Source organism: Pantoea jilinensis, from assembly GCF_019104105.1.
In the GTDB taxonomy this organism is placed as follows: domain Bacteria; phylum Pseudomonadota; class Gammaproteobacteria; order Enterobacterales; family Enterobacteriaceae; genus Pantoea; species Pantoea eucalypti.
This window is the reverse complement of the sequence record NZ_CP077746.1, coordinates 2476485-2500424: the sequence shown is the minus strand read 5'-3', so window position 1 is coordinate 2500424 and position 23940 is coordinate 2476485. Positions and strand designations below refer to the sequence as shown.

Annotated in this window: 22 protein-coding genes; 19 read left to right on the top strand and 3 right to left on the bottom strand. The window is 55.5% G+C overall.

What is annotated here, in order from left to right; genetic code table 11:
- The first annotated feature begins 196 nt into the window (after nt 1-196).
- The 3 genes from ghrA to KTJ90_RS11745 are packed head-to-tail and all read left to right on the top strand — an operon-like array spanning nt 197 to nt 2510.
- Nucleotides 197-1138 carry a glyoxylate/hydroxypyruvate reductase GhrA gene (gene ghrA / locus KTJ90_RS11755; protein ID WP_003851376.1) on the top strand — a complete coding sequence of 314 codons (942 nt, stop codon included), beginning with the start codon at nt 197-199 and terminating at the stop codon, nt 1136-1138.
- Between the two features lie 39 nt (nt 1139-1177).
- Nucleotides 1178-1915 (top strand): phosphatase, encoded by a 738-nt coding sequence (locus KTJ90_RS11750; RefSeq protein WP_499024714.1) that lies wholly within the window; start codon nt 1178-1180, stop codon nt 1913-1915.
- Nucleotides 1916-1943: 28 nt separating this feature from the next.
- Nucleotides 1944-2510, top strand: a complete 567-nt coding sequence (locus KTJ90_RS11745; protein ID WP_003853337.1) for a TorD/DmsD family molecular chaperone — start codon at nt 1944-1946, stop codon at nt 2508-2510.
- A 1-nt stretch (nt 2511) separates the two neighbouring features.
- Here the strand turns inward: KTJ90_RS11745 and KTJ90_RS11740 are convergent, their stop codons facing one another.
- Together KTJ90_RS11740 and KTJ90_RS11735 are read right to left on the bottom strand one after the other, a co-directional pair.
- Nucleotides 2512-3891 (bottom strand): CoA transferase family protein, encoded by a 1380-nt coding sequence (locus KTJ90_RS11740; RefSeq protein ID WP_499024711.1) that lies wholly within the window; start codon nt 3889-3891, stop codon nt 2512-2514.
- A 46-nt stretch (nt 3892-3937) separates the two neighbouring features.
- On the bottom strand, nt 3938-4822 hold the full coding sequence (locus KTJ90_RS11735) for a DMT family transporter (RefSeq protein ID WP_499024709.1): 885 nt from the start codon (nt 4820-4822) through the stop codon (nt 3938-3940).
- A gap of 170 nt (nt 4823-4992) precedes the next feature.
- Here KTJ90_RS11735 and KTJ90_RS11730 point away from each other — a divergent pair, with 170 nt between their 5' ends.
- Nucleotides 4993-5718 carry a glutamine amidotransferase gene (locus KTJ90_RS11730; protein ID WP_003853332.1) on the top strand — a complete coding sequence of 242 codons (726 nt, stop codon included), beginning with the start codon at nt 4993-4995 and terminating at the stop codon, nt 5716-5718.
- On the opposite strand, the gene KTJ90_RS11725 is transcribed toward KTJ90_RS11730, so the two are convergent.
- Complete coding sequence (locus KTJ90_RS11725; protein ID WP_110411545.1) at nt 5706-6269, bottom strand: class I SAM-dependent methyltransferase; 564 nt, start codon at nt 6267-6269, stop codon at nt 5706-5708. The genes KTJ90_RS11730 and KTJ90_RS11725 overlap by 13 nt on opposite strands.
- Before the next feature lie 233 nt (nt 6270-6502).
- Between KTJ90_RS11725 and exaC the strand changes: the two genes are divergently transcribed.
- The 15 genes from exaC (at nt 6503) to KTJ90_RS11650 (ending at nt 23848) form a co-directional block, all read left to right on the top strand.
- Nucleotides 6503-8023: an aldehyde dehydrogenase family protein gene (gene exaC, locus KTJ90_RS11720; RefSeq protein ID WP_499024707.1), complete on the top strand. Its 1521-nt coding sequence runs from the start codon at nt 6503-6505 to the stop codon at nt 8021-8023.
- A gap of 1057 nt (nt 8024-9080) precedes the next feature.
- On the top strand, nt 9081-9677 hold the full coding sequence (locus KTJ90_RS11715) for an SH3 domain-containing protein (protein WP_140033517.1): 597 nt from the start codon (nt 9081-9083) through the stop codon (nt 9675-9677).
- 23 nt (nt 9678-9700) lie between these two features.
- A complete protein-coding gene (gene tssJ / locus KTJ90_RS11710; RefSeq protein WP_003853323.1) occupies nt 9701-10195 on the top strand; it encodes a type VI secretion system lipoprotein TssJ in 495 nt (164 codons plus the stop codon).
- Between the two features lie 5 nt (nt 10196-10200).
- Entirely contained in the window at nt 10201-11541 is a 1341-nt protein-coding gene (gene tssK / locus KTJ90_RS11705; RefSeq protein WP_033743186.1) for a type VI secretion system baseplate subunit TssK, read from the top strand.
- Between the two features lie 17 nt (nt 11542-11558).
- Entirely contained in the window at nt 11559-12797 is a 1239-nt protein-coding gene (locus KTJ90_RS11700; protein ID WP_003853319.1) for a DotU family type VI secretion system protein, read from the top strand.
- 3 nt (nt 12798-12800) lie between these two features.
- Entirely contained in the window at nt 12801-16430 is a 3630-nt protein-coding gene (gene tssM / locus KTJ90_RS11695; RefSeq protein WP_499024704.1) for a type VI secretion system membrane subunit TssM, read from the top strand.
- Nucleotides 16431-16444: 14 nt separating this feature from the next.
- Nucleotides 16445-17161: a type VI secretion system-associated protein TagF gene (gene tagF / locus KTJ90_RS11690; RefSeq protein ID WP_003853313.1), complete on the top strand. Its 717-nt coding sequence runs from the start codon at nt 16445-16447 to the stop codon at nt 17159-17161.
- 16 nt (nt 17162-17177) lie between these two features.
- Nucleotides 17178-18194, top strand: a complete 1017-nt coding sequence (tssA, locus tag KTJ90_RS11685; protein WP_192377803.1) for a type VI secretion system protein TssA — start codon at nt 17178-17180, stop codon at nt 18192-18194.
- Nucleotides 18195-18273: 79 nt separating this feature from the next.
- The gene (gene tssB / locus KTJ90_RS11680; RefSeq protein WP_008925979.1) at nt 18274-18807 is read left to right on the top strand and encodes a type VI secretion system contractile sheath small subunit; all 534 of its coding nucleotides are present in this window, start codon (nt 18274-18276) and stop codon (nt 18805-18807) included.
- Nucleotides 18804-20303: a type VI secretion system contractile sheath large subunit gene (tssC, locus tag KTJ90_RS11675; protein ID WP_499024701.1), complete on the top strand. Its 1500-nt coding sequence runs from the start codon at nt 18804-18806 to the stop codon at nt 20301-20303. The genes tssB and tssC overlap by 4 nt, the downstream gene beginning before the upstream one ends.
- 545 nt (nt 20304-20848) lie before the next feature.
- A complete protein-coding gene (locus KTJ90_RS11670) occupies nt 20849-21331 on the top strand; it encodes an Hcp family type VI secretion system effector (RefSeq protein ID WP_003853303.1) in 483 nt (160 codons plus the stop codon).
- A gap of 171 nt (nt 21332-21502) precedes the next feature.
- Nucleotides 21503-22423 (top strand): hypothetical protein, encoded by a 921-nt coding sequence (locus KTJ90_RS11665; protein ID WP_499024698.1) that lies wholly within the window; start codon nt 21503-21505, stop codon nt 22421-22423.
- Nucleotides 22420-22833 carry a hypothetical protein gene (locus tag KTJ90_RS11660; RefSeq protein WP_140916476.1) on the top strand — a complete coding sequence of 138 codons (414 nt, stop codon included), beginning with the start codon at nt 22420-22422 and terminating at the stop codon, nt 22831-22833. Before KTJ90_RS11665 ends, KTJ90_RS11660 begins: the two co-directional genes overlap by 4 nt.
- A gap of 126 nt (nt 22834-22959) precedes the next feature.
- Entirely contained in the window at nt 22960-23331 is a 372-nt protein-coding gene (locus KTJ90_RS11655) for a T6SS amidase immunity protein Tai4 family protein (RefSeq protein WP_499024696.1), read from the top strand.
- A gap of 142 nt (nt 23332-23473) precedes the next feature.
- Nucleotides 23474-23848, top strand: coding sequence for a hypothetical protein (locus KTJ90_RS11650; RefSeq protein WP_105099293.1), 375 nt, complete (start codon nt 23474-23476; stop codon nt 23846-23848).
- The last annotated feature ends 92 nt before the right edge of the window (nt 23849-23940 follow it).

Genomic DNA, 23940 nt, shown 5'->3' with positions numbered 1-23940 from the left:
TGTCCGAAATGCGGCCGCGCGTAACGCATTGACCACAGGACCAACTTTAGACCTTATCTGTCTATTTAACCCTGACGCGAGCCGGAAATGTGAAGCCACGGGAATTATTTTTATGGAAAAAACCGCTTTTTCACGCCGGTTTTTTCTTGCTCTCACCCCACTTTTCCCCGACGCTGAAAGAAAAAAGGAGAGCAGGATGGAGATCATCTGGTATCACCCGTCGCAGTCTGCAGCGGCCTGGATTAACGGTTTACAACAACGCCTGCCTCAGGCGCGGGTTCGCGCCTGGCAGCCAGGCGACAACGGTCCGGCTGATTATGCGCTGGTCCGCTCCCCGCCCGCAGAGATGCTGCAGGGACGCGCCACACTGCGCGGCGTTTTTGCACTGGGCGCAGGTGTTGACGAAATTCTTAAGCAGCTGCAGCAGCATCCTGAGATGCTGCCCGACAGCGTGCCGCTGTACCGGCTGGAAGATACCGGGATGGCGCGTCAGATGCAGGAGTACGCGGTGCATAGCGTGCTGAGCTGGTTCCGTCGTTTTGACGACTACCGTCTTCAGCAGCAGCAACAGTGCTGGCAGCCGCTGCCCGCTTACACGCGTGAAGCGTTTACCATCGGCATCCTGGGCGCCGGCGTACTGGGACAAAGCGTGGCGGAGAGCCTGAAACCCTGGGGATTTCCGCTGCGTGTCTGGAGCCGCTCACCGAAAAAAATTGATGGCGTAACCAGCTTTGCCGGACGCGATGCTTTGCCTGCGTTTCTGCAGGAGACGCGGGTGATCATCAACCTGCTGCCGAGCACACACGAGACAATCAATCTCATCGATCAGCACTTTTTACAGCAGCTGCCGCACGGCGCGTTCTTCCTTAACATCGCACGCGGCGCGCAGGTGGTGGAAGAGGATCTGCTGGCTGCGCTCAACAGCGGTCAGCTGAAAGCGGCAGCACTGGATGTCTTTCAGGTGGAACCGCTGCCCGAAGCACATCCGCTATGGTCCCATCCGCGTGTCACGATCACACCCCATAATGCGGCGGTAACCTTAATCGACGAAGCTATCGACTACATCGCCCGTGCCATCAATCAGGATCAGGCAGGCGAGCCGCCGCAGGGCAGGGTGGATCGTCAGCGCGGCTATTAATGAAACGGCCCCGTCAGGGGCATTCAGCAGGAGAAGAGGATGTATCCGGTAGATCTGCATATGCACACCATCGCCAGCACGCATGCTTACAGCACGCTGCATGACTACGTGACTCAGGCGAAGCAAACCGGCCTGAAACTGTTTGCCATCACCGATCACGGCCCTGACATGGCCGACGCGCCGCACTACTGGCACTTTATTAATATGCGCGTCTGGCCGCGCGTGATCGATGGCGTAGGGATTCTTCGCGGTATCGAAGCCAATATTAAAAATCAGCAGGGCGAGATCGACTGTTCTGGCCCGATGCTTGATGCGCTGGATTTAATCGTCGCCGGTTTTCACGAGCCGGTTTATGCGCTGCGGGACAGAAAGCATCACACTGACGCGATGATTGCCGCCATGGCAGGTGGTCTGGTCCATATCATCAGCCATCCGGGCAACCCGAAATTCCCTGTGGATATCCCGGCGATTGCCGAGGCCGCAGCGCATTACAATGTGGCGCTGGAGCTGAATAACTCCTCCTTTACCCACTCGCGTCCGGGCAGTGAACCCAACTGCCGGGCTATCGCCGCCGCCGTTCGCGATGCAGGTGGACGACTGGCATTTGGCTCCGACTCCCATACGGCTTTCACGCTCGGCCATTTCGAGCATTGCCTGCGCATTGCCCGCGAGGTGGATTTTCCTGAGGATCGGGTGTTAAATGTCACGCCGCGTCGCCTGCTCGACTTTCTGGAAATGCGTAGCGGCAAATCTATTGCTGAACTGGCTGACTTTTAATTTATTTTGCCTCAAGGAAATCTGACTCATGAATGAGTTTTCCATTCTGTGCCGTGTGATTGGCTCACTGTTTAATCGTCAGCCGCAGGACCCGCTGCTGGTGCCGCTGTTCACACTGCTGCGTGAAGGCAAACTGCAGTCGCAGTGGCCGCTGGAGCAGGATGAGCTGCTGACGCGTCTGCAACAGAACAGCGATCCGCAGGCGCTGGCTGCTGATTACAACGCGCTGTTCGTTGGCAGCGACTGTAATGTCCCGCCTTACGCGTCACAGTGGCCGGAAGGCAAAGCTGAAGCGGACGTGCGTGCATTTCTGACCTCACGTGGAATGCCGCTGAGCGATGCGCCTGCTGACCATTTTGGTGTGCTGCTGCTGGCCGCATCATGGCTGGAAGATCAGTCCGCGGAAGATGAGAGCGCAGCGCAACTGGCGCTGTTTGAAGAGTATCTGCTGCCGTGGTGCGGTACGTTCCTGGGTAAAGTGGAAGCGCACGCGACCACTGCGTTCTACCGCACCCTCGCGATGCTGAGCCGCGAAGCGATTCAGGCGATGTACAACGAATTGCTGGATAGCAGCGAAGAAACGCCCGACGCCTGATTCACCAGGTCGCCGGGTGCGTACCCGGCGCGGAGCCAGATGTCGCGAACATCTGCGGGGTGCCGGGGAGCCAGGCTGCTGCCCGCAGCCTTACCCCCAATCCCCACGGCGTTAATTCGTAACAGGGCAGGTTATCTTTAACCTGTGGCTCAATGCCAGCGCCTGCGCACTGCCCGAGTGGGTGCTGCTGCAATAGCCATGCGGTGCGCGCCAGTGACAGCCGAACCTGGCTGCCGTGACCATCTGTAACGCGTCGCCTCAATCCCTCCAGCACCGCCGCCGCCAGCAGATAGCCAGTGGCATGATCCAGTGCCTGAACTGGCAGCGGAACCGGTTTGTCGCTCTGCTGCCACTGCATACCCCGTTCAGCAATGCCACATCCCATCTGCACCAGACTGTCAAACCCCCGGCGGTTGCGCCACGGTCCCTGCCAGCCCCACGCATTAAGCCCGGCAAGGACAAGGCCAGGTGAGAGCGCCTGAAGGGTCTCTGCGTCAAACCCAAGCCGTTCCAGCGCATCCGCCCGATAGCCATGCACCAGCACGTCTGCCTCGCGCAGCAGGCGGATAAACTGCTCGCGATCGGCAGTCTGAGTCAGGTCGAGCACCGCACGGCGCTTGCCGCAGCTCAGCTCCTCATCCAGTGTCGGCTCCTGCCAGCCCGGCGGATCGATGCGCAGCACGCGGGCCCCCAGGCTGGCAAGAATCCGGGTAGCGACCGGCCCGGCAATAATCCGCGTCAGATCCAGAACTTTTATACCCATTAACGGACGCGCCTCGGCCAGCGGCCAGTCGGGCAGAGGAGCCGGCTGGGTGGTCTGCCAGCTAAACAGCGGCTCGCGCTGCACTGCCTGACCCTGCGGGTGCTGCTGCCAGGCAGCGGCGCTGCGCATCTCTGCGGCACAGCCACCGGCATCAATAATCGCCTGCTCCAGTTCGCTGGCCTGCCACTGCTGGACCTGCATCGCCAGCGCCGCGCGATCGGCGTGCGCGCCCAGCACCTGCTCCATCGCCAGCCGGTGATGTGCGGCATTGGTATGCAGGCGGATCCAGCCATCGCGGCTGCGATAGTCACCGGCAAACGCATCCCACATCGCGGGTGCAGCACGGTTCAGCGGATAAAAACTCTGCTGAAACCAGCGCGATGCCAGGCGCACATTAACGGCGACGGGCGGAGAGCAATAGTCAGGGCGGGAGGCGGCGATGAGCGCGGCGGTGGCCTGAGTTGCCAGACCAATGCTGGTGGCCGCCAGTTCACTGACGGCAAAAGCAGAAGAGAAGGTGGCGCGATCAACGAAAGCGGGAAGAGGCAAGGCGTCGGCGTCGCCCCGCAATCCCTGCTGCATCTGCTGCCACAAAGAAGCGGCAAGCTTTAAGTCCATGTTGTGCTCCCTGAGAAAGGTCATTTCTCAAGCATAGCACGCCGGATTAACGCCGCCGCAGGCGCGGGAAGCGGGCATGCATCCGCAGGTTACGCAGGTTAATCACCGCGATGGCCGTGCCGAGGATCACCAGTGAAGCACCGATAATCTTAAAGCTGTTCAGGCTGTCACCGAGTACCACAATCCCCATCAGCACGGATAAAACCGGCGTCAGCAGCGAGTAGGGCATGATCAGATTGACGTTATATTTCTTTAGCAGCATATACCACAGCGTATACGCCACAATCGATGAGGCGATGGCGCTGTAGAGAATCGCGAACCAGCCGTGCCAGCCTGCATGCTGCAGGGCATAGAGGTGGTTCGACTCCATCACAAAGCTGGACGCGCCTGTGATTGGAATCGCCAGGAACGCAATCCATCCGGTCATGGTTAAGGGCTTTATCGGCGGTGACTTCTTCACAATCAGATTACTGACGGCCCAGCCGGTGGCGCTGCACAGCAGCAGACAAAGCACCCACCAGGACGGAATCGTCGGGCTGCCGGAGAGCACGACCACGCCGCTCAGCGAGATCATAATGCCCATCAACTGTACCAGCTTCAGCTTCTCTTTCAACACCACCATTGCCAGCAGCATCGCAATGGGAGTACCTAACTGCACCACAATCGCACCGGTGCCGGCATCGGTGTAGCGCAGGCCCACAAACAGCAGCGAGAAGTGCATAAAGCCGAACGTAAACGCCAGCAGCAGCAGCCAGCGTAACTGTTGACGATTAATCCGGCAAAACGGCACCAGCACGATGGCCACGACCACAAATCTCATAAACGTCAGAAACAGAGGCGGCAGCTCCAGCAGGCCCCATTTCACGGCAACGTTGTTGAAGGCCCAGATTGAAACCACCATCAGAATCAGAAAAAAATGCCGCACAGCCACGATAATATCCTTTTGATGATTTTTGCTTAGCCCGCTAATGATGGCACGAACTGCGGCATTCCAGCCAATCGCAGCAACAAATTTTCTGCAATTGCCGCGCAGCCGCTGAGACTTTTGCGTGCGATGCTGGCAGACTGATTTGAAACGACTTCTTAAGGAACCGATTCGGTATGACACCTGTGTCCGCGTTACCCCTTGCGTTAATTCAGCTTGAAGTCCCACCCGCAAACGTCGTCTCAGAGATTGGTGAACAGCCACGCTGGTTTATTGATGCGCTGGATTTGCAACCTGATGCGTACCTGATTGTCCGGCCCCATCTGGGCGAGGCATTACCCGATTTCGATCAGATATCCGGGGCGATCCTCAGCGGTTCCTGGGCGATGGTCACCGATCACGCTGAGTGGAGCGAACGCAGTGCCGCATGGATTCGGGCAGCGATTGATCATGATCTGCCGCTGCTGGGCGTCTGCTATGGTCATCAGCTGATGGCCTATGCGCTGGGCGGCGAAGTGGCAGATAACCCCAATGGATGGGAGCGTGGTCTGTTACCGATTCGCTGCTCAGCTCAGGCGCAGCGCGATCCGCTGCTGCAAAACCTGCCACAGGATTTCAGCGTCTGGCTATCGCATCGTCAGTCGGTTATCAGCGCGCCGCCTCAGGCGCAGGTGCTGGCCGCGTCTGCACGCGATGGCTGTCAGATTGTGCGCTATACGCCGCAGGCGATCTCGGTGCAGTTTCATCCCGAATTTACACGGCACATCATGAACGCATGCCTGCCTGAGGGCTGTAAAGAGGATGGGGCAAACGACATTGAAGGAAAAGACTGGGCGCGTGCGTTGCTGGTGGCATTCTGGCAACAGACGCGCCCGGCAATGGGGCGTGCTCAGGGCGCGTAGTGACGCGTGCAGCGATAAACCCAGGCGGGTGGCACATTTTTCAGCACCCGCTGGCGCTCCCAGGTGAAGTAGCGCGACAAGTCAGGCTGGGTCAGCGAGGTGTACTGGAACTGCACAAACACGCCCTTCGGGCCGAGGGCGTTATAAACCGCGCGCAGAATGGCTTCACGCAGCTCAGGCGGAAGTGACAGCAGCGGCAGGCCAGAGAAAATCACGTCATATTCCCCGCTCAGGTACTCCGCAGAACAGGTCCGTACTGTCATGCGTGGATCATCCATCGCAACAAGTTTGTCTGCCAGCGTGTTACTGATCTCGAAAGCATCCAGCGTGGCGTCAGGTGACATCTGCTCCAGTATCCAGCGCGTCAGCACCCCATCACCCGCGCCGAGTTCGGCAACACGTAATGTTTCAGGCCATTCGACTGATGCAATCATGGCGCGGCACAACGCCTCGGATGAGGGCGTAATGCTGCCCATCTTGCGTGGGTTGCGGATAAACTGATGCACGAAATTGGCTTTAGCGCGCATCAGGGTAATAGCTGAAGCCAGCATGTTCATCTCCAGAATGAATTTATCCTCAGGTTGACCCTCTTTGTGCCGCAGAAGTTTCTCTTTGAACAGCCGTTTGGGTAAAAGTCGGAATTATCTAAAGACGAAGCGGAAACGCCTATTCCTTCGGGGCGGTCACAGTTTCCGGATAACAGACCTGACAGGCTCTCAATGATGCTTCATGTTAATAATAAGTTTCATCATTGTTACATCAGTCACCTGTCAGGAGAATGACCATGCGTTACGCCGCCCCCGGAGAACAGGGTTCTCTGATCACATTACAAAAGAATTATGGCAACTTCATTAATGGTGAATTCGTCGCGCCGGTGAACGGCAACTACTTCACCAATACTTCGCCAGTGAACGGCTCTGCGGCCGGTGAGTTTCCCCGCTCAGATGCCGCCGATGTAGATAACGCCGTCGCCGCTGCGGCTGCGGCGGCTGACGCCTGGGGAAAGACATCGCCACAACAACGTTCTCTGCTGTTACTGAAGATCGCCGATCGGCTGGAACAGCATCTGGAGACCATGGCGGTCTATGAAACCTGGGACAACGGGAAACCGGTACGTGAAACGCTGGCGGCGGATATGCCGCTGGCGGTCGATCACTTCCGCTACTTTGCCGGTTGTGTCCGGGCGCAGGAAGGCAGTGCGGCAGAGATTGATGAGTTCACCGCTGCCTACCATTTCCACGAGCCGCTGGGCGTGGTGGCGCAAATTATCCCCTGGAACTTCCCGCTGTTAATGGCGGCCTGGAAACTGGCGCCGGCGCTGGGCGCAGGTAACTGCGTTGTACTTAAACCGGCAGAACAGACGCCGCTGTCGATCACCGTTTTTGTCGATCTGATTAAAGATCTGCTGCCGCCAGGCGTGCTGAACGTGGTGCACGGCTTTGGTAAAGAGGCAGGCGAAGCGCTGGCTTCTCACTCCGGCATTGCTAAGGTGGCCTTTACCGGCTCTACCGCCACCGGGTGTCATATCCTGGAACTGGCAGCGAAAAGCCTGATTCCCTCAACGGTCGAACTGGGGGGCAAATCACCCAACATCTTCTTTGAAGACATCATGCAGGCGGAAGAGAGCTTTATTGAGAAAGCCGCTGAAGGCGTGGTGCTGGGCTTCCTGAATCAGGGCGAAATCTGTACCTGTCCATCACGTGCATTGGTGCAGGAGTCCATCTACGAACCGTTTATGGCGGCCGTGATGAAGCGGGTTAAAACCATTAAACGGGGCGATCCGCTGGACACCGAGACCATGGTGGGCGCACAGGCGTCACAGCAGCAGTTTGATAAAATTCTCTCTTATCTTGAGGTTGCCCGACAGGAGGGAGCTGAAGTGCTGGTGGGTGGGGGTGTTGAGAAGCTGGATGATGAACTTAATAGCGGCTACTACATTCAGCCAACCCTGCTGAAAGGCAACAACAGCATGCGGGTTTTCCAGGAGGAGATCTTTGGACCGGTGATTGGCATTACCACTTTTAAGGATGAGGCGGAAGCGGTCAGCATTGCTAACGACTCTATTTATGGGCTGGGTGCGGGCGTCTGGACACGAGATATCAACCGTGCTTATCGGGTGGGCAGGGCGATTAAAGCCGGTCGCGTCTGGACTAACTGCTACCACCTCTATCCGGCACACGCCGCGTTTGGTGGGTATAAAAAATCGGGTATTGGTCGCGAGACGCACAAAATGATGCTGGACCACTATCAGCAGACCAAAAACCTGCTGGTCAGTTACAGCATCGAGCCGCTGGGCTTCTTCTGATCGACCTGACCAAATAATTTTTCCGTTTGTTACCGTTAAACCACGCTGAGGCGTGGTTTTTTTATGTCCCGACTTTGTAACCTGCTGACACACTTAAACTTATCAGCGGTCAGATTTTTGTAAAGAACGCTTAATCAGTCCTGGCTGCGCACAGAGTGTGGCCGTGTAGCGTTTCGCTTATCTGCCTTAATTCCTTTCCCTTCTTCACACACGGCAACGCTGTCATTCAATCAATTAACTCATTGATAAATTGTCTCTTTACAGATAAATCCTGCCGCTTTAACGGCACTTCAGTGAAGGATGCCGTTTCTCACCACGCTTCCGTCACCCGCAATCAGCGCCACTTTTTACATGAGTTACTTTAATGATGCTTCAGGGGTGAAAACACTAATTTGTAAAAATACTTTATATTTTTGCATGTTGTTAAGATTTGTCCTAAGTGGGTGCTTAAAAGCTCGACATATTTGGCTTAACTTATTTAGTTAATTATTTCTTAAGTAAATTCTAATGAAATAGGCCCGTTGAAATTTTGTCAATCTTCTGTAAACTCGCAGCTTATATTTACACATGGATCGTAATTTCAGACCCACGGGCAGGGACTACCTGGCTCGTGCGGTAGCTATGAAATTTTATAATGATAATAAATACATGAAAGTTAAGCATTTAATTCATGTGTTAACAGGTGTGTTAAGTCATTTTATTTCGTAAGCGAATAGCGTTGTGTATGTAAATCGTATTCAGTTTGTCGGTTTTACGACCAGGGATGGCATTAGTAAAACTTGGGTTTTGCCTGCCTGCTCAAATTTGCCGGGAAAAAATTGATCATGTTTCTGATCGTTTATTGCCAGGTCAGATTCTTCTTCATTCCCGCTCATACCTTCGCTGATGGTTTTTCATACTTAACTTTAACTGATCGTTTTTTGTAAGGTTACGCAACAGTTTTGCGCCGTTCGTTTAAGAATGATCATTCTGAATGGCCCTGATTGCGCTTCTTTCAAGCCCTGTTTCTAAATTTTCAACACTCACAACCGGCCTTTGGCCTCTCTCCAGGATATGAATGGAACACAACATGAAAAAAATGGCGAAGCTCCACATTGCACTAGGCCTGATGTTTGTTTTCTCTCTCGCGGGTTGTAAAACACCGCCAAAAATGACCGATGACACACTGGTCACCAGCACGGTGGACGGCGTAGCGCTCAGCCACCGTTATGCCGTAAAACCCCCTGCGCAGTTCAGCCCGATTAACGAGACTTACCGCGCGCTCTATCCTGGCTCGGTGATGAGCCAGCCAGGCTACGGTGGCAAGGTGGTGGAGACGCTGAAAACCGGTGAAAGCTATACCGTGATTGGTCAGGTGGAGAACAACTGGCTGGCGCTGGGTGAACCGGCCCAGGCTGCAGAAGCGAAACCGGATAGCGGCACGGCTACCGTGAAAGATGCACCGCAATCTGCCACGCCGGAGGCGACAGTTACGTTGACGGGCTATGTGCCGTTTCGCGCCGTGGTGAAAAGCGATCTCTACGATCAGACAGTTAAAGCCGATCAGCCTAAACGTCGTGCGCGCAGTAGCAGCAAGAAGAAAACCTGTGTCGCGGTGAATGGTGACAGCACTGCCTGTCAGAACAGCACCAACGGAACCTGGATCATTAACTAATCGCAAAAAGCAGGGAGGGCTTGATGATGAGAACAACTCAACTGCGTGGTGGGCTGATAGTACTGCTGGCGTTGCTGCTGGCGGCCTGTAGCAGCAGTAAGCAGCCTGTGGCTTATTACAACCTGGACGTGCAAGGACAGAATCAGCTCAATGGCGGTGCGCCGCTGAAAGTCCGGGTGTTGTTACTGAGCTCCGATGCGGAGTTCATGTCAGCAGACTTCTTCTCCCTGCAAAACCAGTCCGCCACCGTACTGGGCAGCGCACAACTCAATACCCAGCAGTTCTTCCTGACACCCGAGCAGCGCAGTAAAACGCTGCGCATCAAGAGCCTGCCGGAGACACGCTTCATCGGCATCATGGCGGAATATCAGGCGCTGGACGGCAAAGTCTGGCGCCTGTCGCTGCCGGTGCCTGAAGATGCGTCGCCCTCATTCTGGGCGTTCTGGAAACGTAACGATGGCGAGCTGAATGCGCGCATTGTGGCGGGGATTAATGGCCTTCGCGTGGAAAAACAGTGATGCCTATGAACAGAGCCGAAAAAGTGGTCTGGACCGAGGGGATGTTCCTGCGTCCCCATCATTTCCAGCAGTCAGAAAATTATCTTCTCAGCACCCTGCGTGAGTGGGGCCAGTCACAGCGCGCTTATACCTGGGGCTTTTACGATCTGGAGTTTGATGAAGCGTTGCTGCGTCAGGGAAAACTTGCGCTGAGCGCCGCCAGCGGCTGCCTGCCGGATGGCACATTTTTCTCCTTCAGCCAGCCACAGCATGGCCCGGCACCGCTGGATCTTCCGGCCTCTGTTGACCGCAGCAAGGTCGTGCTGGCGATACCGGCCCGACGCAATGGCCGTGAAGCCGTCGCTTTCCAGGAGTCGCAGGACTCTCTGGCGCGCTATCTCGCCTGGGAAGCGGACGTGGAAGATGACAACGCACAGGCCGTGGGCAGCGCCACAGTGCAATTCGGTAAGCTGCGCCTGCGTCTGATGCTGGAGCAGGATCTCACCGCCGAGTGGACTGCGATGGGCGTGGCGCAGGTGATTGAAAAACGCAGCGACAATCACATCCGGCTCGACAGCGACTACATCCCGCCGATGCTGGGCCTGAACAGCAGTCGTCCACTGCAAAACATGTTTAACGACCTGCACGGGCTGATCCAGCAGCGCAGTCAGCAACTGAGTCAGCGAGCGCCGGGCACCGGCCGCTTCAACAGCGCTGATATGGTCGATTTTATGCTGCTGGCGCTGCTCAATCGTCAGCTTGGCCTGCACAGCCATCTGCAACATCTGCCGTTACTGCATCCTGAAACGCTCTATAGCCACTGGCTGCAACTGGCGGCGGAACTCAGCACCTGGACGCCCGCCCGCGCACCTGAAGCGCTGCCGCTTTATGACCATGACGATCTCCACAGCTGCTTTAGCCGTCTGTCGCTGCTGTTGCGCCAGGGACTGTCGCAGGTCATGGAAGAGAGCGCGATTCAGCTGCCGCTGACCCAGCGCTCGCACGGCCTGAACGTCGCCACTGTACCGGAAAGCAGCATGGTGCATGAGTTTGGCTTTGTGCTGGCAGTAAAAGCCAGCGTGCCGGCTGATACCCTAAAAACCCATTTCCCGGCGCAGATGAAAGTCGCTCCGGTCAGTAAAATCCGCGATCTGGTGCAGCTGCAACTACCGGGCCTGGCACTTCGGGCGATGCCTGGCGCGCCGCCGCAGATCCCGTGGCATGCCGGATACAGCTATTTCGAACTGGATAAGAACAGCGAGCTATGGAAAGAGATGGAGCGCTCGGGCGCTTTTGCGCTGCATCTTGCCGGTGAGTTTCCGGGCCTGAACATGGAGTTCTGGGCCATCCGCAGTCAGTCAGAATAATAAACTGAGCACGCAGCATGATGCAGGAACAACAAAAATCACACAGCGATCTTGCGCCCGATGCCAGCCACCAGAATGTGCTGGTCGCGGCGGCTAACCCCCTGATTAACGCGATTCCACAGATCCGCCATTCGGTATCGCATGACGATCCGGCGCAACTGCGCCAGCAACTGATTGACCAGATTCGCCGCTTCGAGCTGAGCTGCCAGCAGTCCGGTCTCGGCTACGAAGTGATCATCGGCGCGCGTTACTGCCTTTGTACCGCGCTGGATGAGGCGGCGGCGCTGACCCCGTGGGGCAGCCGCGGCGTCTGGACCAGCAACGGCTTACTGGTGACGTTTCACAACGAAACCTGGGGTGGCGAGAAGTTTTTCCAGCTACTGGCCAAGCTATCGCAGAACCCAAGACGCCACATTCTGATGCTGGAGCTGATCTACTTCTGCCTGCTGCTGGGGTTCGAAGGCCGCTACCGGGTGCTGGACAATGGCCGTTCGCAGCTGGAGACCATCAAACAGCGTCTGCTGCAGATGATCAGAAGCGTGCGCGGCAATTACGCGACGGCGCTGTCACCGCATCCCACCGATCAACCGGTGCTGCGCAAGCTGTGGCGACCGATGATCCCGCTCTGGGCCTGCGCCGCAGTCGCCGGGCTGGCGGCCTGTCTGTTCTATATCGTGCTCAACTGGCGTCTGGGCGATTACACCTCGCCGGTGCTGGCCCGCATCTATCAGACGGCGCTACCGGAAGTGAAGATCGGCAACCCTGCGCCGCCACCGCCCGCCACGCTCGACCTGCGCGGTTTCCTGAAACCGGAAATTGATGCCGGGCTGGTGGCGGTTCGTGATGAAGCGGATCGCAGCGTAGTGACTCTGAAAGGGGATGGGTTGTTTGCTTCGGCGGCCACCGACGTGCGCGGACGCTATGTCGACGTGATCCAGCGCATTGCCGCCGCCATGAACAACGTCAGTGGCCAGATTCAGGTGATTGGTTACAGCGATAACGTACCGATCCGCAGTGCGCGCTTCGGCTCCAACTTTGAGCTTTCGCTGGCACGCGCGCGGTCGGTGCAGTCCCTGCTGCAACAGCAACTGGCAGATCCATCACGGGTGAAAGCGGAAGGGCGCGGCGAAAGCAATCCGCTGGTGCCAAACAACAGCGCAGAAAATCGCGCACGTAACCGTCGCGTTGAAATCACACTGCTGGTGGCGCCGGATGCGACGCATGCCGAACTCAACGGCCTGGCGAGAGGGAACTGATCCATGCTGAATATTCTGTTTGCGGTGCTGACCAGCCGCCTCGCGTGGGGCTTCGTCGGCATCACCGCGCTCTCATTCATTATCTGGGTCATTGGCCCGGTCTTCTCTATCGTTGATTCGCGGCCGCTTGAACCAGAGCAGAACCGGATGATCAGTATCGCACTGCTCTATCTGGTCTGGGGTCTGGGGCAGGCGATACCACGGCTTTACAATTACTGGCTCAACCGCAAGCTGATGTCGAGTCTGGAAACCGGCAAAAGCGATGCGCCGGAAGCAGATCGTCAGCGTCTGACCAGTGAAGAGCAGGTGCTGGCAGGGCGCTTCTCTGAAGCCACAGAGATGCTGAGAAAGGCGCATTTTCAGCGCCACAGCAGCAAGGGTACGCCGTTCTGGGCGCAGCGCTTTGGCCGCCAGTATCTCTATCAGCTGCCGTGGTACATGATCATCGGCGCACCCGGTGCCGGTAAAACCACCGCGCTGGTCAACTCCGGCCTGCAGTTTCCGCTGGCGGACAAGTTCGGCAAGTCGGCGCTGCGCGGCATCGGCGGCACCCGCAACTGCGACTGGTGGTTCACCAATGATGCAGTCCTTCTCGATACCGCCGGGCGCTACAGCACCCAGGAGAGTCAGCAGGATAGCGATGCCAGCGAATGGCATCATTTCCTCGACCTGCTGCGTAAATATCGCGGACGTCAGCCAATTAACGGTGTCATCGTCACCCTGAGCGTCTCCGATCTGCTGAGCCAGTCGCCCGAGGCACTGCGCAACCAGGCGCTGGCGCTGCGTCAGCGTCTGATGGAGCTGCACGATCGTCTCGGCATCCGTTTCCCGGTCTATGTGCTGGTCACCAAAGCTGACCTGCTTAAAGGCTTCCGCAGCTACTTCGGCTCACTGGACAAAGCCCAGCGCGAACAAATCTGGGGGTTCACTTTTCCGTGGGCGAAGGCATCTGCCGCCGATTTTGAGCTGAACAGCCAGTTCCAGCAGGAGTATTCACTGCTGCAACAGCGACTTGATGCCGGACTGGCCGACCGTCTGCTGATGGAGAGTGACGCCCAGGCGCGGGCGGAAAGTTATCTCTTCCCACAGGAGTTTGCGGCGTTACGTCCATTGCTGGCAGACGCACTTGATACGCTGTTTGCCCGCTCCGATTTTGAAACCCAGTTCGCGCCACGCGGCATCTATTTTGCCAGCGGCACCCAGGAAGGACTGCCGTTTGACCGGGTGATGGGCGAGCTGAACCGCGCGCTGAATCTGCCAGGCCAGCAGGCGGGCGAATCAGGCAGATGGGATCAGGTTGATAAAGACGCGCCAATTCCGCAGAACAAAGGCCAGAGCTTCTTCCTGAAAGGAGTGCTGGAAAATGTGATTTTCCAGGAGTCGGGCCTGGCGGGCAGTAATCGCTGGTGGGAACTGCGCAACCGCGCCGGATTGTGGTCGGGGTATCTGGCGCTGCTGGTGCTGCTACTGGTGGCGGGCGGACTGTGGCTTACCAGTTACAGCAAGAACAAAACTTACCTGCAGGAGATGGCTGCTAAAGGGCCACAGGTTGAGCAACTGGGCAATCAGCTTCAGCAGCAGGTCAACGGCGATCTCTTTGCGCTGGTGCCCTATCTCAACACCCTGTTGCACCTGCCAGAAAGCGCCGACTTCTCGCTGGAGTCTCCACCGCTGACGCGCCGCATGGGGCTTTATCGCGGCACCGAGGTCAGCGATGCAACCCGCGCGCTTTACGACAAAGCACTGAAACAGCTGCTGTTGCCGCAAGTGGCACAGAACATCACCCGCTGGCTGCGTAATGACACTGGCAGCGATGCGGACTACAGCTATGAAGCGCTGAAGGCGTATCAAATGCTCTATCAGCCGAAGCACTACGATGGCAAATTTCTGCAGGCCTGGCTGATGCTGAATCTCTCACGTGAGCTGCCGCAGAACGTCACGCAGCAGCAGGTAAAACAGCTGGCGTGGCATCTGCAACAGCTGCTGGAAACGCAGATCCACTCGTCGCCCTACGCGAAGGATGACGCACTGGTAAAGCGCGAGCAGGAAATGATTAATCAGATGCCGCTGTCACAGCGGGTTTATGGACGACTGAAGCGCCTGCTGCAACGGGATGACAGCCTGCAACCGGTCACGCTGGCGTCGCTGGGCGGGCCTCAGAGCGAGCTGGTGTTTTCCCGCAAAAGCGGTAAATCGGTGAATGACGGGGTGTCCGGTCTCTATACACCGGACGGTTACTGGCAGCATGTCGATAAGCAGATTGCCCCGGTAACGCAGGCACTTTATCAGGACGATCTCTGGGTACTGGGCGGTGCTGCGCCGCAACAGAAAAGTGAGCAGACCGATCTCGCGGTGCGTCAGCTCTATGTGCAGGACTATATCCGCCAGTGGGAGCAGTTTCTGAGTGATATCCAGCTCAACAGCAGCGCCGACCTTTCGCAACGTATCAACACCGCGCGTCTGCTGTCAGGCAATCACTCGCCGCTGCGCCAGCTGGTCATCAATCTCAGCAATCTGCTGACGCTGAACCGGGCGCAACCCGATGAGAAATCCGCGCAGGCAGCAAAACCGTCGGATAACAGCGCCACCCGTACTCTGGAAGCGCTGTTTACGTCACCTGAAGCGAGCGCTGCGCGTGGACAGGCGGCAACGCAGGTCTCTCCGGAACAGGCCGTTGCTGTGCACTTTGCGCCGATCCTTGAGCTGGCACAGCCGCTGCAGCAGGGCAGCAAGGTGCTGGCGGTGGATGACTTCCTGCACCAGATTGACGACCTTTATCGCTACCTCACGGCGGTGCAGGATGCCGCCAACAGCGGAATGCCGCCACCGGCCAGCGATGCGATCAGTCGTCTTCAGGCCAGTGCCGGACGACTTCCCGGTTCGCTACAGAATATGGTCTCCAGCATGGCGGTCGGCGCCAGCAGTGATGCACAGCGCCGCGACATGGATAACGTCCGTAAACGTATCACGATGGAGGTGGGCAGTTTCTGTCGTCAGGCGATCGCCGGTCGTTATCCGCTGGTGCGCTCTGCGCGCAGTGAAGTGACACCTGACGACCTGGCCCGGATGTTTGCGCCTGGCAGCGGCATGATGGACAGCTTCTTCCGCGACAACCTGGCCAGCAAAGTCGACACCACCAACGCATCGTGGCGCTTTACACCAGGTATTGACGGCAAAACGCTGCCGGGTGGCGAAGCGCTGCTTCGTCCTTTCCAGCAGGCGCAGTCAATTCGTGATGCGTTCTTTGCCAACGGCGCAACCACGCCAGGCTTCCGCGTCACGCTACGCACCGTAAAAATGGACAATGACATCCTCAACCTGACGCTGGATGTGGATGGTCAGCAATTGCGTTACAGCCACGGGCCGCAGGCCGTGCAGATGGTCAGCTGGCCCGGCCCTGGCGGCACCAGCCAGGTGCGGATGCAGCTGGGCCTGACCAACGGCACCACGTCGACGCTGGTCACCAGCGGCCCCTGGGCGCTCAATCGTTTCTTTGACCGCGCCCGGGTTACTGCTGCAGGCGGCCTGACCCGTGAAGCCACGTTCAGCGTGGAGGGCCATCAGGTCACGCTGTCGTTCACCCCTGGCAGCATTCGTAACCCGTTCCAGCTTCCCGGCTTTAGCTGCCCCTGAAACAGGACCCGACAATGACTCATTACGCTGCACCCTGCTGGTACGGCAAATTGCCCAGCGCAGGTGACTTTGTGAAGCGCCGCTTTCCTGACGTGCTCTATCGCCAATGGTCCAGCTGGTTTCAGGTGGGCCTGCATCACTGGCAGAGCAGCCAGGAGAGTGAAAACGCCCCGTCGCGCCCGTTCCTTAACGCGCCGGTCTGGAATTTTGTGGTGCCGCCGATGCTGGGCAGTCAGCTGATCCAGATGGGCTGCCTGATCGCCGCACGGGACAGCGTAGGGCGTAACTATCCGCTCTGCGCGCTGCGCCACTTCACCCCCGCCGAGTGGTCTCCCGCGCTGCTGGCCCGCTCCGGCGAGTGGTATCAGCAGGTGGGCAATACGCTGCTGCGGGTGGTGCAGGGAGGCGGATCGCCGGAACAACTGGATCAGGCGCTGATCAGCATTCCGCAGCCGCAACCGCCGCAGGAAGCGGGCGAGTCATCAGATATTCTCAACGTCATCGGGCATGGCGACACGCCCTCGACGCTGAACTGGGCGCTGCCGGGCGAGAACTTCGACCCGCAGTTTTACACCAGTTTCTGGTGGACCAATCAAAGCGACGGCTTCCCGCTTTATACCCAGGTCCACAGCGGTAACTTCACCGCTCAGCTCTTTTCATTGCTGTTTGATCCGGCCGGTGGGGCAAAGCCGGGACGAAACGGACTTTATCCCCCGATGTTTGAATCCTGAGGCGACACGCATGACGATGAATACAGAGGCCTTGCTGGCTCCGGTCAGTGAAGAGAATCCCGGCGGCGATAACCTGGAGTACGACGCCGATTTTCAGGCGATGGAGCAGGCCAGTGCCGGCAAAGCGGAACAGCAGTTCGGCGATACCATCATTCCCGCGGAACCCGCCGACTGGAACAAAGTTGAGAAGCTGGCAATAGCCTTACTGGGCCGCAGCAAAGATTTGCGGGTGATGCTGGCGCTGACGCATGCCTGGACGGAGCTGAAAGGGTTGCCGGGCTATGCGCAGGGTCTGAAGCTGATTGAACAGGCGCTGCTGCTTTACTGGGAGCCGCTGTGGCCTCGTCTGGAAGAGTACGGCGAACAGGATCCCTTCTACCGTATCAATGCTCTGGCGTTGCTGGGTGACAAGACCTCCCTGAGCGGCGCGGTGCGTCAGTGCTGGCTGCTGCGCTATCCGTCCGACGGCATCTCGCTGCGCGATGCTGCCGCCCTGTGTGACGGCAGCAAAACCGAAGTGGCGGATTATCCCGGCGGCCTGCCGCGTCTGATCGACGAACTGGCACGCGGCGACCAGCCCGGCATTGAGGCGGTACTGCAGATTCATGAGCGGCTGCAAACCATCTGCGAAACCATCGCCGAACGGCTGGGCGAGGCGGCAGTGCCGGAACTGATACAGATGCGCCGACAGATTGCACTGATCGCCGAACGCTGCCAGGCCACGGACCTCAGCCAGCTGATTCCCACCGCAGCGGCGGAACAGCCCGCAGAAGCCGCTGCACCGGCGGCTGTCGCAGCGGCCCCGCGCGCTGCAGCGGACTGGCGCACGGTACAGATCAGTTCCCGCGCCGACGCGCAGCTGATGCTGGAGAAAGTGAAACTGTACTTCACCCAGCATGAGCCGAGTCATCCGGCCCCGCTGATGATTGATCGGGTACAGCGCTTAATCGAGCGCGACTTTCTGGAGATCATCCGCGAACTGGCACCCGATGGCGTTCATCAGCTGGAAACCATTTTCGGACGTCGCGACTAAGCAGGCGTGACCCACTCACACAGCGGGACCTGCGCGCCTGCTGTGACACATTATCCGCGCATCATTGATGGAGAAAACCATGGCAACAAGCAAATCCAGTGGGCAGAAGTTCATTGCCCGCAATCGCGCGCCTCGCGTTCAGATTGAATATGACGTGGAAATTTATGGCGCGGAACGCAAAATCCAGCTGCCGTTTGTGATGGGCGTGCTGGCGGATCTGGTGGGTAAACCGCTGGAGCCGCAGCCGGGCATCGACGAACGGAAATTCCTGGAGATCGACATCGACAACTTCGATGAGCGCATGAAAGCGCTGAAGCCGCGCGCCGCGTTCCAGGTGGACAACACCCTGAATGGCGAAGGCAAGCTGAACATCGATCTCACCTTTGACAGCATGGATGACTTTTCGCCGGATGCGGTGGCCCGTAACGTCGAGCCACTGAGCAAGCTGCTGGAAGCGCGTACCCAGCTGGCGAACCTGCTGACCTATATGGACGGCAAAAACGGTGCGGAAGAGCTGATTGGTAAGGTGCTGCAGGATCCTACGCTGTTGCAGGCCCTGACCCATCTGCCAAAGCAGGATGAGGCCACTGAAGGTAAGGAGCCGCAGGCATGACGCAGACTTCACAACAACCGCAGTCGCAGGGCGCAGCCAGTTTCAGTCAGGATGAGTTCAGTGCGCTGCTGCATAAAGAGTTCCGGCCAAAAAGCGATCAGGCGCGCGCGGCGGTCGAAAGCGCGGTGAAAACTCTGGCGCAGCAGGCGCTGGAAAACACCGTCACCGTCTCCAGCGATGCGTATCGGACCATTCAGGCGCTGATTGCGGAGATCGACGAAAAGCTGTCGCAGCAGGTAAACCAGATTATTCACCACCCGGAGTTTCAGTCGCTGGAAAGCGCCTGGCGCGGCCTGAGCTATCTGGTGAACAATACCGAAACTGACGAGATGCTGAAAATCCGCTTTATGAGCATCTCCAAGCAGGAGCTGGGTCGTACTCTGAAGCGTTACAAGGGTGCCGGCTGGGATCAAAGCCCGCTGTTCAAGAAGATTTATGAGCAGGAGTATGGTCAGTTCGGCGGCGAGCCGTTTGGCTGCCTGGTGGGTGACTACTACTTCGATCATAGCCCGCAGGATGTTGAGCTGCTGGGTGAGATGGCACGTATCGGTTCGGCCGCGCACTGTCCGTTCATTACCGGTACCGCGCCGGAAGTGATGCAGATGGAGTCCTGGCAGGAGCTGGCGAACCCACGCGATCTGACCAAGATCTTCCAGAACACCGAATATGCTGCCTGGCGCAGCCTGCGTGAATCGGAAGATGCACGCTATCTGGGTCTGGTGATGCCGCGTTTCCTGGCGCGTCTGCCTTATGGCATTCGTACCAACCCGGTCGACAGCTTCGACTTCGAAGAGCAGACCGACGGTTCCGATCACGGCAACTACACCTGGAGCAATGCCGCCTACGCCATGGCCGCCAACATCAACCGCTCATTTAAAGAGTATGGCTGGTGTACGGCGATCCGCGGCGTGGAGTCGGGCGGTGCAGTGGAAAACCTGCCGTGCCACACCTTCCCGAGCGATGACGGCGGCGTGGACATGAAGTGCCCGACCGAAATCGCTATCAGCGATCGTCGCGAAGCCGAACTGGCGAAAAACGGCTTTATGCCGCTGGTGCATCGCAAAAACTCTGACTTCGCCGCCTTTATCGGTGCGCAGTCACTGCAGAAGCCGATGGAGTATCACGACGCCGATGCCACCGCCAATGCCCGTCTGGCGGCGCGTCTGCCTTACCTGTTCGCCTGCTGTCGCTTCGCGCATTACCTGAAGTGCATTGTGCGTGACAAGATCGGCTCTTTCCGCGAGCGCGACGAGATGGAACGCTGGCTAAACGACTGGGTGATGAACTACGTCGATGGCGATCCGGCTAACTCCTCGCAGGAGACCAAGTCCCGCAAGCCGCTGGCTGCTGCCGAGGTGAATGTGGAAGAGCAGGAAGACAACCCTGGCTATTACGCTGCGAAGTTCTTCCTGCGTCCGCACTACCAGCTGGAAGGCCTGACCGTTTCGCTGCGTCTGGTTTCTAAGCTGCCGTCACTGAAGAATGACAATGCTTAAACGTTGAGTCGCAAGGTTTTCAGGCGCGAAAGGGGTTTGCGCCTGATGCCTGACAGAAAGTTTGCTGAAATGAGTGTCAGGGAGGATGACAGCATGGTTAAAAAGCTAGTCCTGTATTTATTACATCTCCTGCTGAAATTTATTTCTGGCCTGATTTTATTCAGCTGTACAGGTTATTTCATTTTCTTCTGTGACTGGAATGTCACGATAATGATGAAAATAATTAACGGTATTCTGATTACTCTTTCAGTCACTGTTTCGTTAGGTTTTTACTGGGCAGGAGATAAGCTAAGAAGAATTTATTAAGTGCTTCTCTGCTTTCTGAATACAAGGTGAAAACCTCGATTCCGCATTATGAAAAGATGAATATATATTGCCCGGCTTAATGTCTGGTAATTCGGTATCTGAAATATCGTTTATGACGATATTTCAGAAGCAAGGCAAAGGTAAAATATGGACTGTTTTATTCAGCCCCATGCTTTTCTTTTTGCCATATCCTTGCTTTTTTGAAAGCAATAATCTCAACCAATAAAGAGTGAAAGATAATGGCTATTGATATGTTTATGAAGGTTGACGGTGTTACTGGCGAGTCGAAAGACTCAAACCACACTGGCTGGACCGATATTACCTCTTTCTCATGGGGTGCCTCTCAGCCAGGCAACATGTCTGTTGGCGGCGGCGGCGGTGCCGGTAAGGTTAACTTTAACGACCTGCACGTGAATGCATTAATCGATAAGTCAACTACGGCGCTGCTGAAGAACTGCGCAAGCGGTAAGCATCTCGCTAAAGTTGAACTCTCTATCTGTAAAGCGGGCGGCTCTCAGGTTGAGTATGCACGCATCACCCTGGAAGACGTTCTGGTGACCGCTGTGAATTACAATGGCTCCGACAACGGCGATACCCTCGGAATGACTTACTCCTTCCAGGCATCCAAAGTGAAGCAGCAGTACTGGGAGCAGAGCGCTTCCGGCGGCAAAGGCGCAGAGAGCAGCGCAGGCTGGGACATCAAAGGCAACAAAGAAGCGTAATAAACGACGCCTCCGAAAAGGGGGCGTATCTTCATTAAAATTAATGAATTAATGCAGTGGTTATACGTTTTGCTCATTTAATTGCAAAAGGAGGGTGTTTATGGCTGAAAAAATTCAATTGAGCCGGGATTTTGTGTTGTTCAGCGTCCGGGAAGACTGACTGAGCAGGCAATGTGGCTTTATGGCACGCGCAATATGTCTGCCGCGAACTATTTTTTGCAATTAAATGCTGATGTTGCATGGGCTAAACCAGGCCAGATTTTAATCGTTGCTGACCCTGACGGTAACAATCATCCTGCAGCCATGCGCACTCTGGAAGAGGCTAAATCCAGAACCAATAATAGTGTCACTCATCTGACGGTTGATGAGGCTGATTTCTTTAACCGCCATTATGCCTCTATTGCTGCAATTACCAACTTTATGGATAAAGCCTCAGGTATCATAGGTGACGCAGGCGAGAAGTATTTTAATGAAATTGGCAATAAACTTACCGCCATTGAAAATGCCTATCGTAATCAATATCTGACATCTGGAACATTGTTCGGTCAGCAGTTTTTTGTTGAGCGGAAGCGGTTGTTTGGTGAGCTTGAAGTGTTACTGAATCGTTTATCCCGATTTGTGCTGAATTTGCGCCCCTACGAGAAGATAAAACATGCATTAAACCTTTCCAGTTCCTCTATCATCCATGATTGGCAAACGGCAGGCACAACAGCAATACGTGGTTATTCGACCTATGTAGATAGTGCAGCCAAAGCAGCAAAATTCATGAAAATGGGTGGGTGGGTTTCGATAGGATTTAGTGCTGTAAATACGACTAATGAGGTTTATCACAGTTGTACCAAAGAAAGAGAAAATGAATGCTCTAAAGTGGCGGTGAAAGAGTATTCTAAGTTTGCAGCAAGCACGACTGCAGCTATCTTAGGTGGTGCGGCGTCTGCAACACTTGCAACATCTGCCTGTGTGGCACTGGGTGTTGCAACCGGAGGCATTGGTGCATTAGCTTGTGGAATAGTTGGTTCCACAGTGGGTGGTTATGGCTCTGCTAAGCTGGGTGAAAAAGGGGCGGGTATTTTGATGGATAAGATTTTATGATTTGGTATGATTTTTTTATGTATGGCAGCTTAATTTTATCTGTTTTAGTTATTTCGCTGCATGTTTATACTGCGTGGTTCTTTAGAGTTAATCAAAAAGCTTATCAGGATTTTATCAATCTTTATCAAAGTACAGGGTTGCAACTAGACTTGACCACTAAAGTTGCAAATCATTTGGGATTCTATGCTAATTATCAGAAAGTAGCATTTTTCATGAATCTCAGAAAGGGGCGGAAAATGCGTTTTTCTAAGTCTGAAAATGTCAGTATTCAGGCCTATGAATTTGTGCAGCAACAACCCAGAGAGAAAATGGTGTGGATGGAAAAAACGCTCCACCTTTACCAGTTTACGTTTTTCCTGACCGTTGGCTGGGCTGTTTTTATGGCAGTTTTCGTTTATGTATTTAACTGAGGTTAGGGATAAGACTGCAGCAATGCCCGAGGGCGTGTGACACTCTGACGGCAATATCTGCTCTGATACCTGTCACTTCCTGGGTGGTGCAGAAAATGGTAGTTTTGTTCCTGATGTTGCCTCCCTGTGGATACTGAAATTAAAAAGTTACTGATTTTACTGGCTCTGACGTCATCTCCTGCGGCGCTGGCGATAACGCCTCCTGCTCCTGACTCGTTTAAACAACCGCAGATTTTCAGCAACTGGCTTCTCAACCGTTGCGCAGGTAAAGCTACCACTGACAAGGCTTTTACTGATGATGCCTTTAAAAGCGCGTCAGCCTGGTTAGAGATAAGCCATCTTCCCGTTGAAGCATTCAGCGAGGGCGATAAGTTAATCAATGACTATCTGAAGATGAACCTTACAGGCTCGGTTTCAGGAAATTTCAATATGATGACATGCACGCTACTTGCGCAAAGCCAGGATGCTGAATCTCTCTATAATAAATATAAAAATTAATTTATTTTTTGTGGAAAGCTCCAGGGATACAGTAACGCTAAATATCATAAATGAATTTTCATAGAAGATGTTTTTAGTTAAATGTAATCGCGTATTACAGCTGAAGCTCAGCATGATAGTGACTCGTAAATGGAATCAACATATGATAAAGAAAATAATCCATATTATTATCATGGTGCTTATTGGTTTGCCTTCATTGTCTTTAGCAAAATCAGTTTCACACTTTGAAGGAAAAATATTCAAGGCGGATATCACCTATAGTTGTGAGGAAGGTAATCTTACCTGTGATAACGTTTCGCTCAAGTCCAGAAAAGTAAAAGATAATTCTTCAATTGTCCTTAAAGGCGAGACCATCAATACAAATTGCCCTGATGTCTGCGACTTCAGGGGATATCGCTTTACGAATGGAAAGTACGAGTATTCTTTTTATCCCAGTCAGAAGGGCGATAACCTCTGGGATTATATCGTGACATTCAAGGGGAATGTTATTGCTCAGGATGTTGGCGTGATGAAATAAACCGCTTATAAAGTGCTGCATAATGAGCCTGCCCATTTGCTCAGGCATGGGTAAGTTATTACAGGTAAAGATTTTAATGAGAACATGTTTTT

Excerpts from the sequence above, each read along its gene's own strand:
- ghrA (WP_003851376.1), top strand. The coding sequence starts at position 197 with ATGGAGATCATCTGGTATCACCCGTCGCAGTCTGCAGCGGCCTGGATT.
- KTJ90_RS11750 (WP_499024714.1), top strand. The coding sequence starts at position 1,178 with ATGTATCCGGTAGATCTGCATATGCACACCATCGCCAGCACGCATGCT.
- KTJ90_RS11745 (WP_003853337.1), top strand. The coding sequence starts at position 1,944 with ATGAATGAGTTTTCCATTCTGTGCCGTGTGATTGGCTCACTGTTTAAT.
- KTJ90_RS11740 (WP_499024711.1), bottom strand. The coding sequence starts at position 3,891 with ATGGACTTAAAGCTTGCCGCTTCTTTGTGGCAGCAGATGCAGCAGGGA.
- KTJ90_RS11730 (WP_003853332.1), top strand. The coding sequence starts at position 4,993 with ATGACACCTGTGTCCGCGTTACCCCTTGCGTTAATTCAGCTTGAAGTC.
- KTJ90_RS11725 (WP_110411545.1), bottom strand. The coding sequence starts at position 6,269 with ATGCTGGCTTCAGCTATTACCCTGATGCGCGCTAAAGCCAATTTCGTG.
- exaC (WP_499024707.1), top strand. The coding sequence starts at position 6,503 with ATGCGTTACGCCGCCCCCGGAGAACAGGGTTCTCTGATCACATTACAA.
- KTJ90_RS11715 (WP_140033517.1), top strand. The coding sequence starts at position 9,081 with ATGGAACACAACATGAAAAAAATGGCGAAGCTCCACATTGCACTAGGC.
- tssJ (WP_003853323.1), top strand. The coding sequence starts at position 9,701 with ATGATGAGAACAACTCAACTGCGTGGTGGGCTGATAGTACTGCTGGCG.
- tssK (WP_033743186.1), top strand. The coding sequence starts at position 10,201 with ATGAACAGAGCCGAAAAAGTGGTCTGGACCGAGGGGATGTTCCTGCGT.
- KTJ90_RS11700 (WP_003853319.1), top strand. The coding sequence starts at position 11,559 with ATGATGCAGGAACAACAAAAATCACACAGCGATCTTGCGCCCGATGCC.
- tssM (WP_499024704.1), top strand. The coding sequence starts at position 12,801 with ATGCTGAATATTCTGTTTGCGGTGCTGACCAGCCGCCTCGCGTGGGGC.
- tagF (WP_003853313.1), top strand. The coding sequence starts at position 16,445 with ATGACTCATTACGCTGCACCCTGCTGGTACGGCAAATTGCCCAGCGCA.
- tssA (WP_192377803.1), top strand. The coding sequence starts at position 17,178 with ATGAATACAGAGGCCTTGCTGGCTCCGGTCAGTGAAGAGAATCCCGGC.
- tssB (WP_008925979.1), top strand. The coding sequence starts at position 18,274 with ATGGCAACAAGCAAATCCAGTGGGCAGAAGTTCATTGCCCGCAATCGC.
- tssC (WP_499024701.1), top strand. The coding sequence starts at position 18,804 with ATGACGCAGACTTCACAACAACCGCAGTCGCAGGGCGCAGCCAGTTTC.
- KTJ90_RS11670 (WP_003853303.1), top strand. The coding sequence starts at position 20,849 with ATGGCTATTGATATGTTTATGAAGGTTGACGGTGTTACTGGCGAGTCG.
- KTJ90_RS11665 (WP_499024698.1), top strand. The coding sequence starts at position 21,503 with ATGTGGCTTTATGGCACGCGCAATATGTCTGCCGCGAACTATTTTTTG.
- KTJ90_RS11660 (WP_140916476.1), top strand. The coding sequence starts at position 22,420 with ATGATTTGGTATGATTTTTTTATGTATGGCAGCTTAATTTTATCTGTT.
- KTJ90_RS11650 (WP_105099293.1), top strand. The coding sequence starts at position 23,474 with ATGATAAAGAAAATAATCCATATTATTATCATGGTGCTTATTGGTTTG.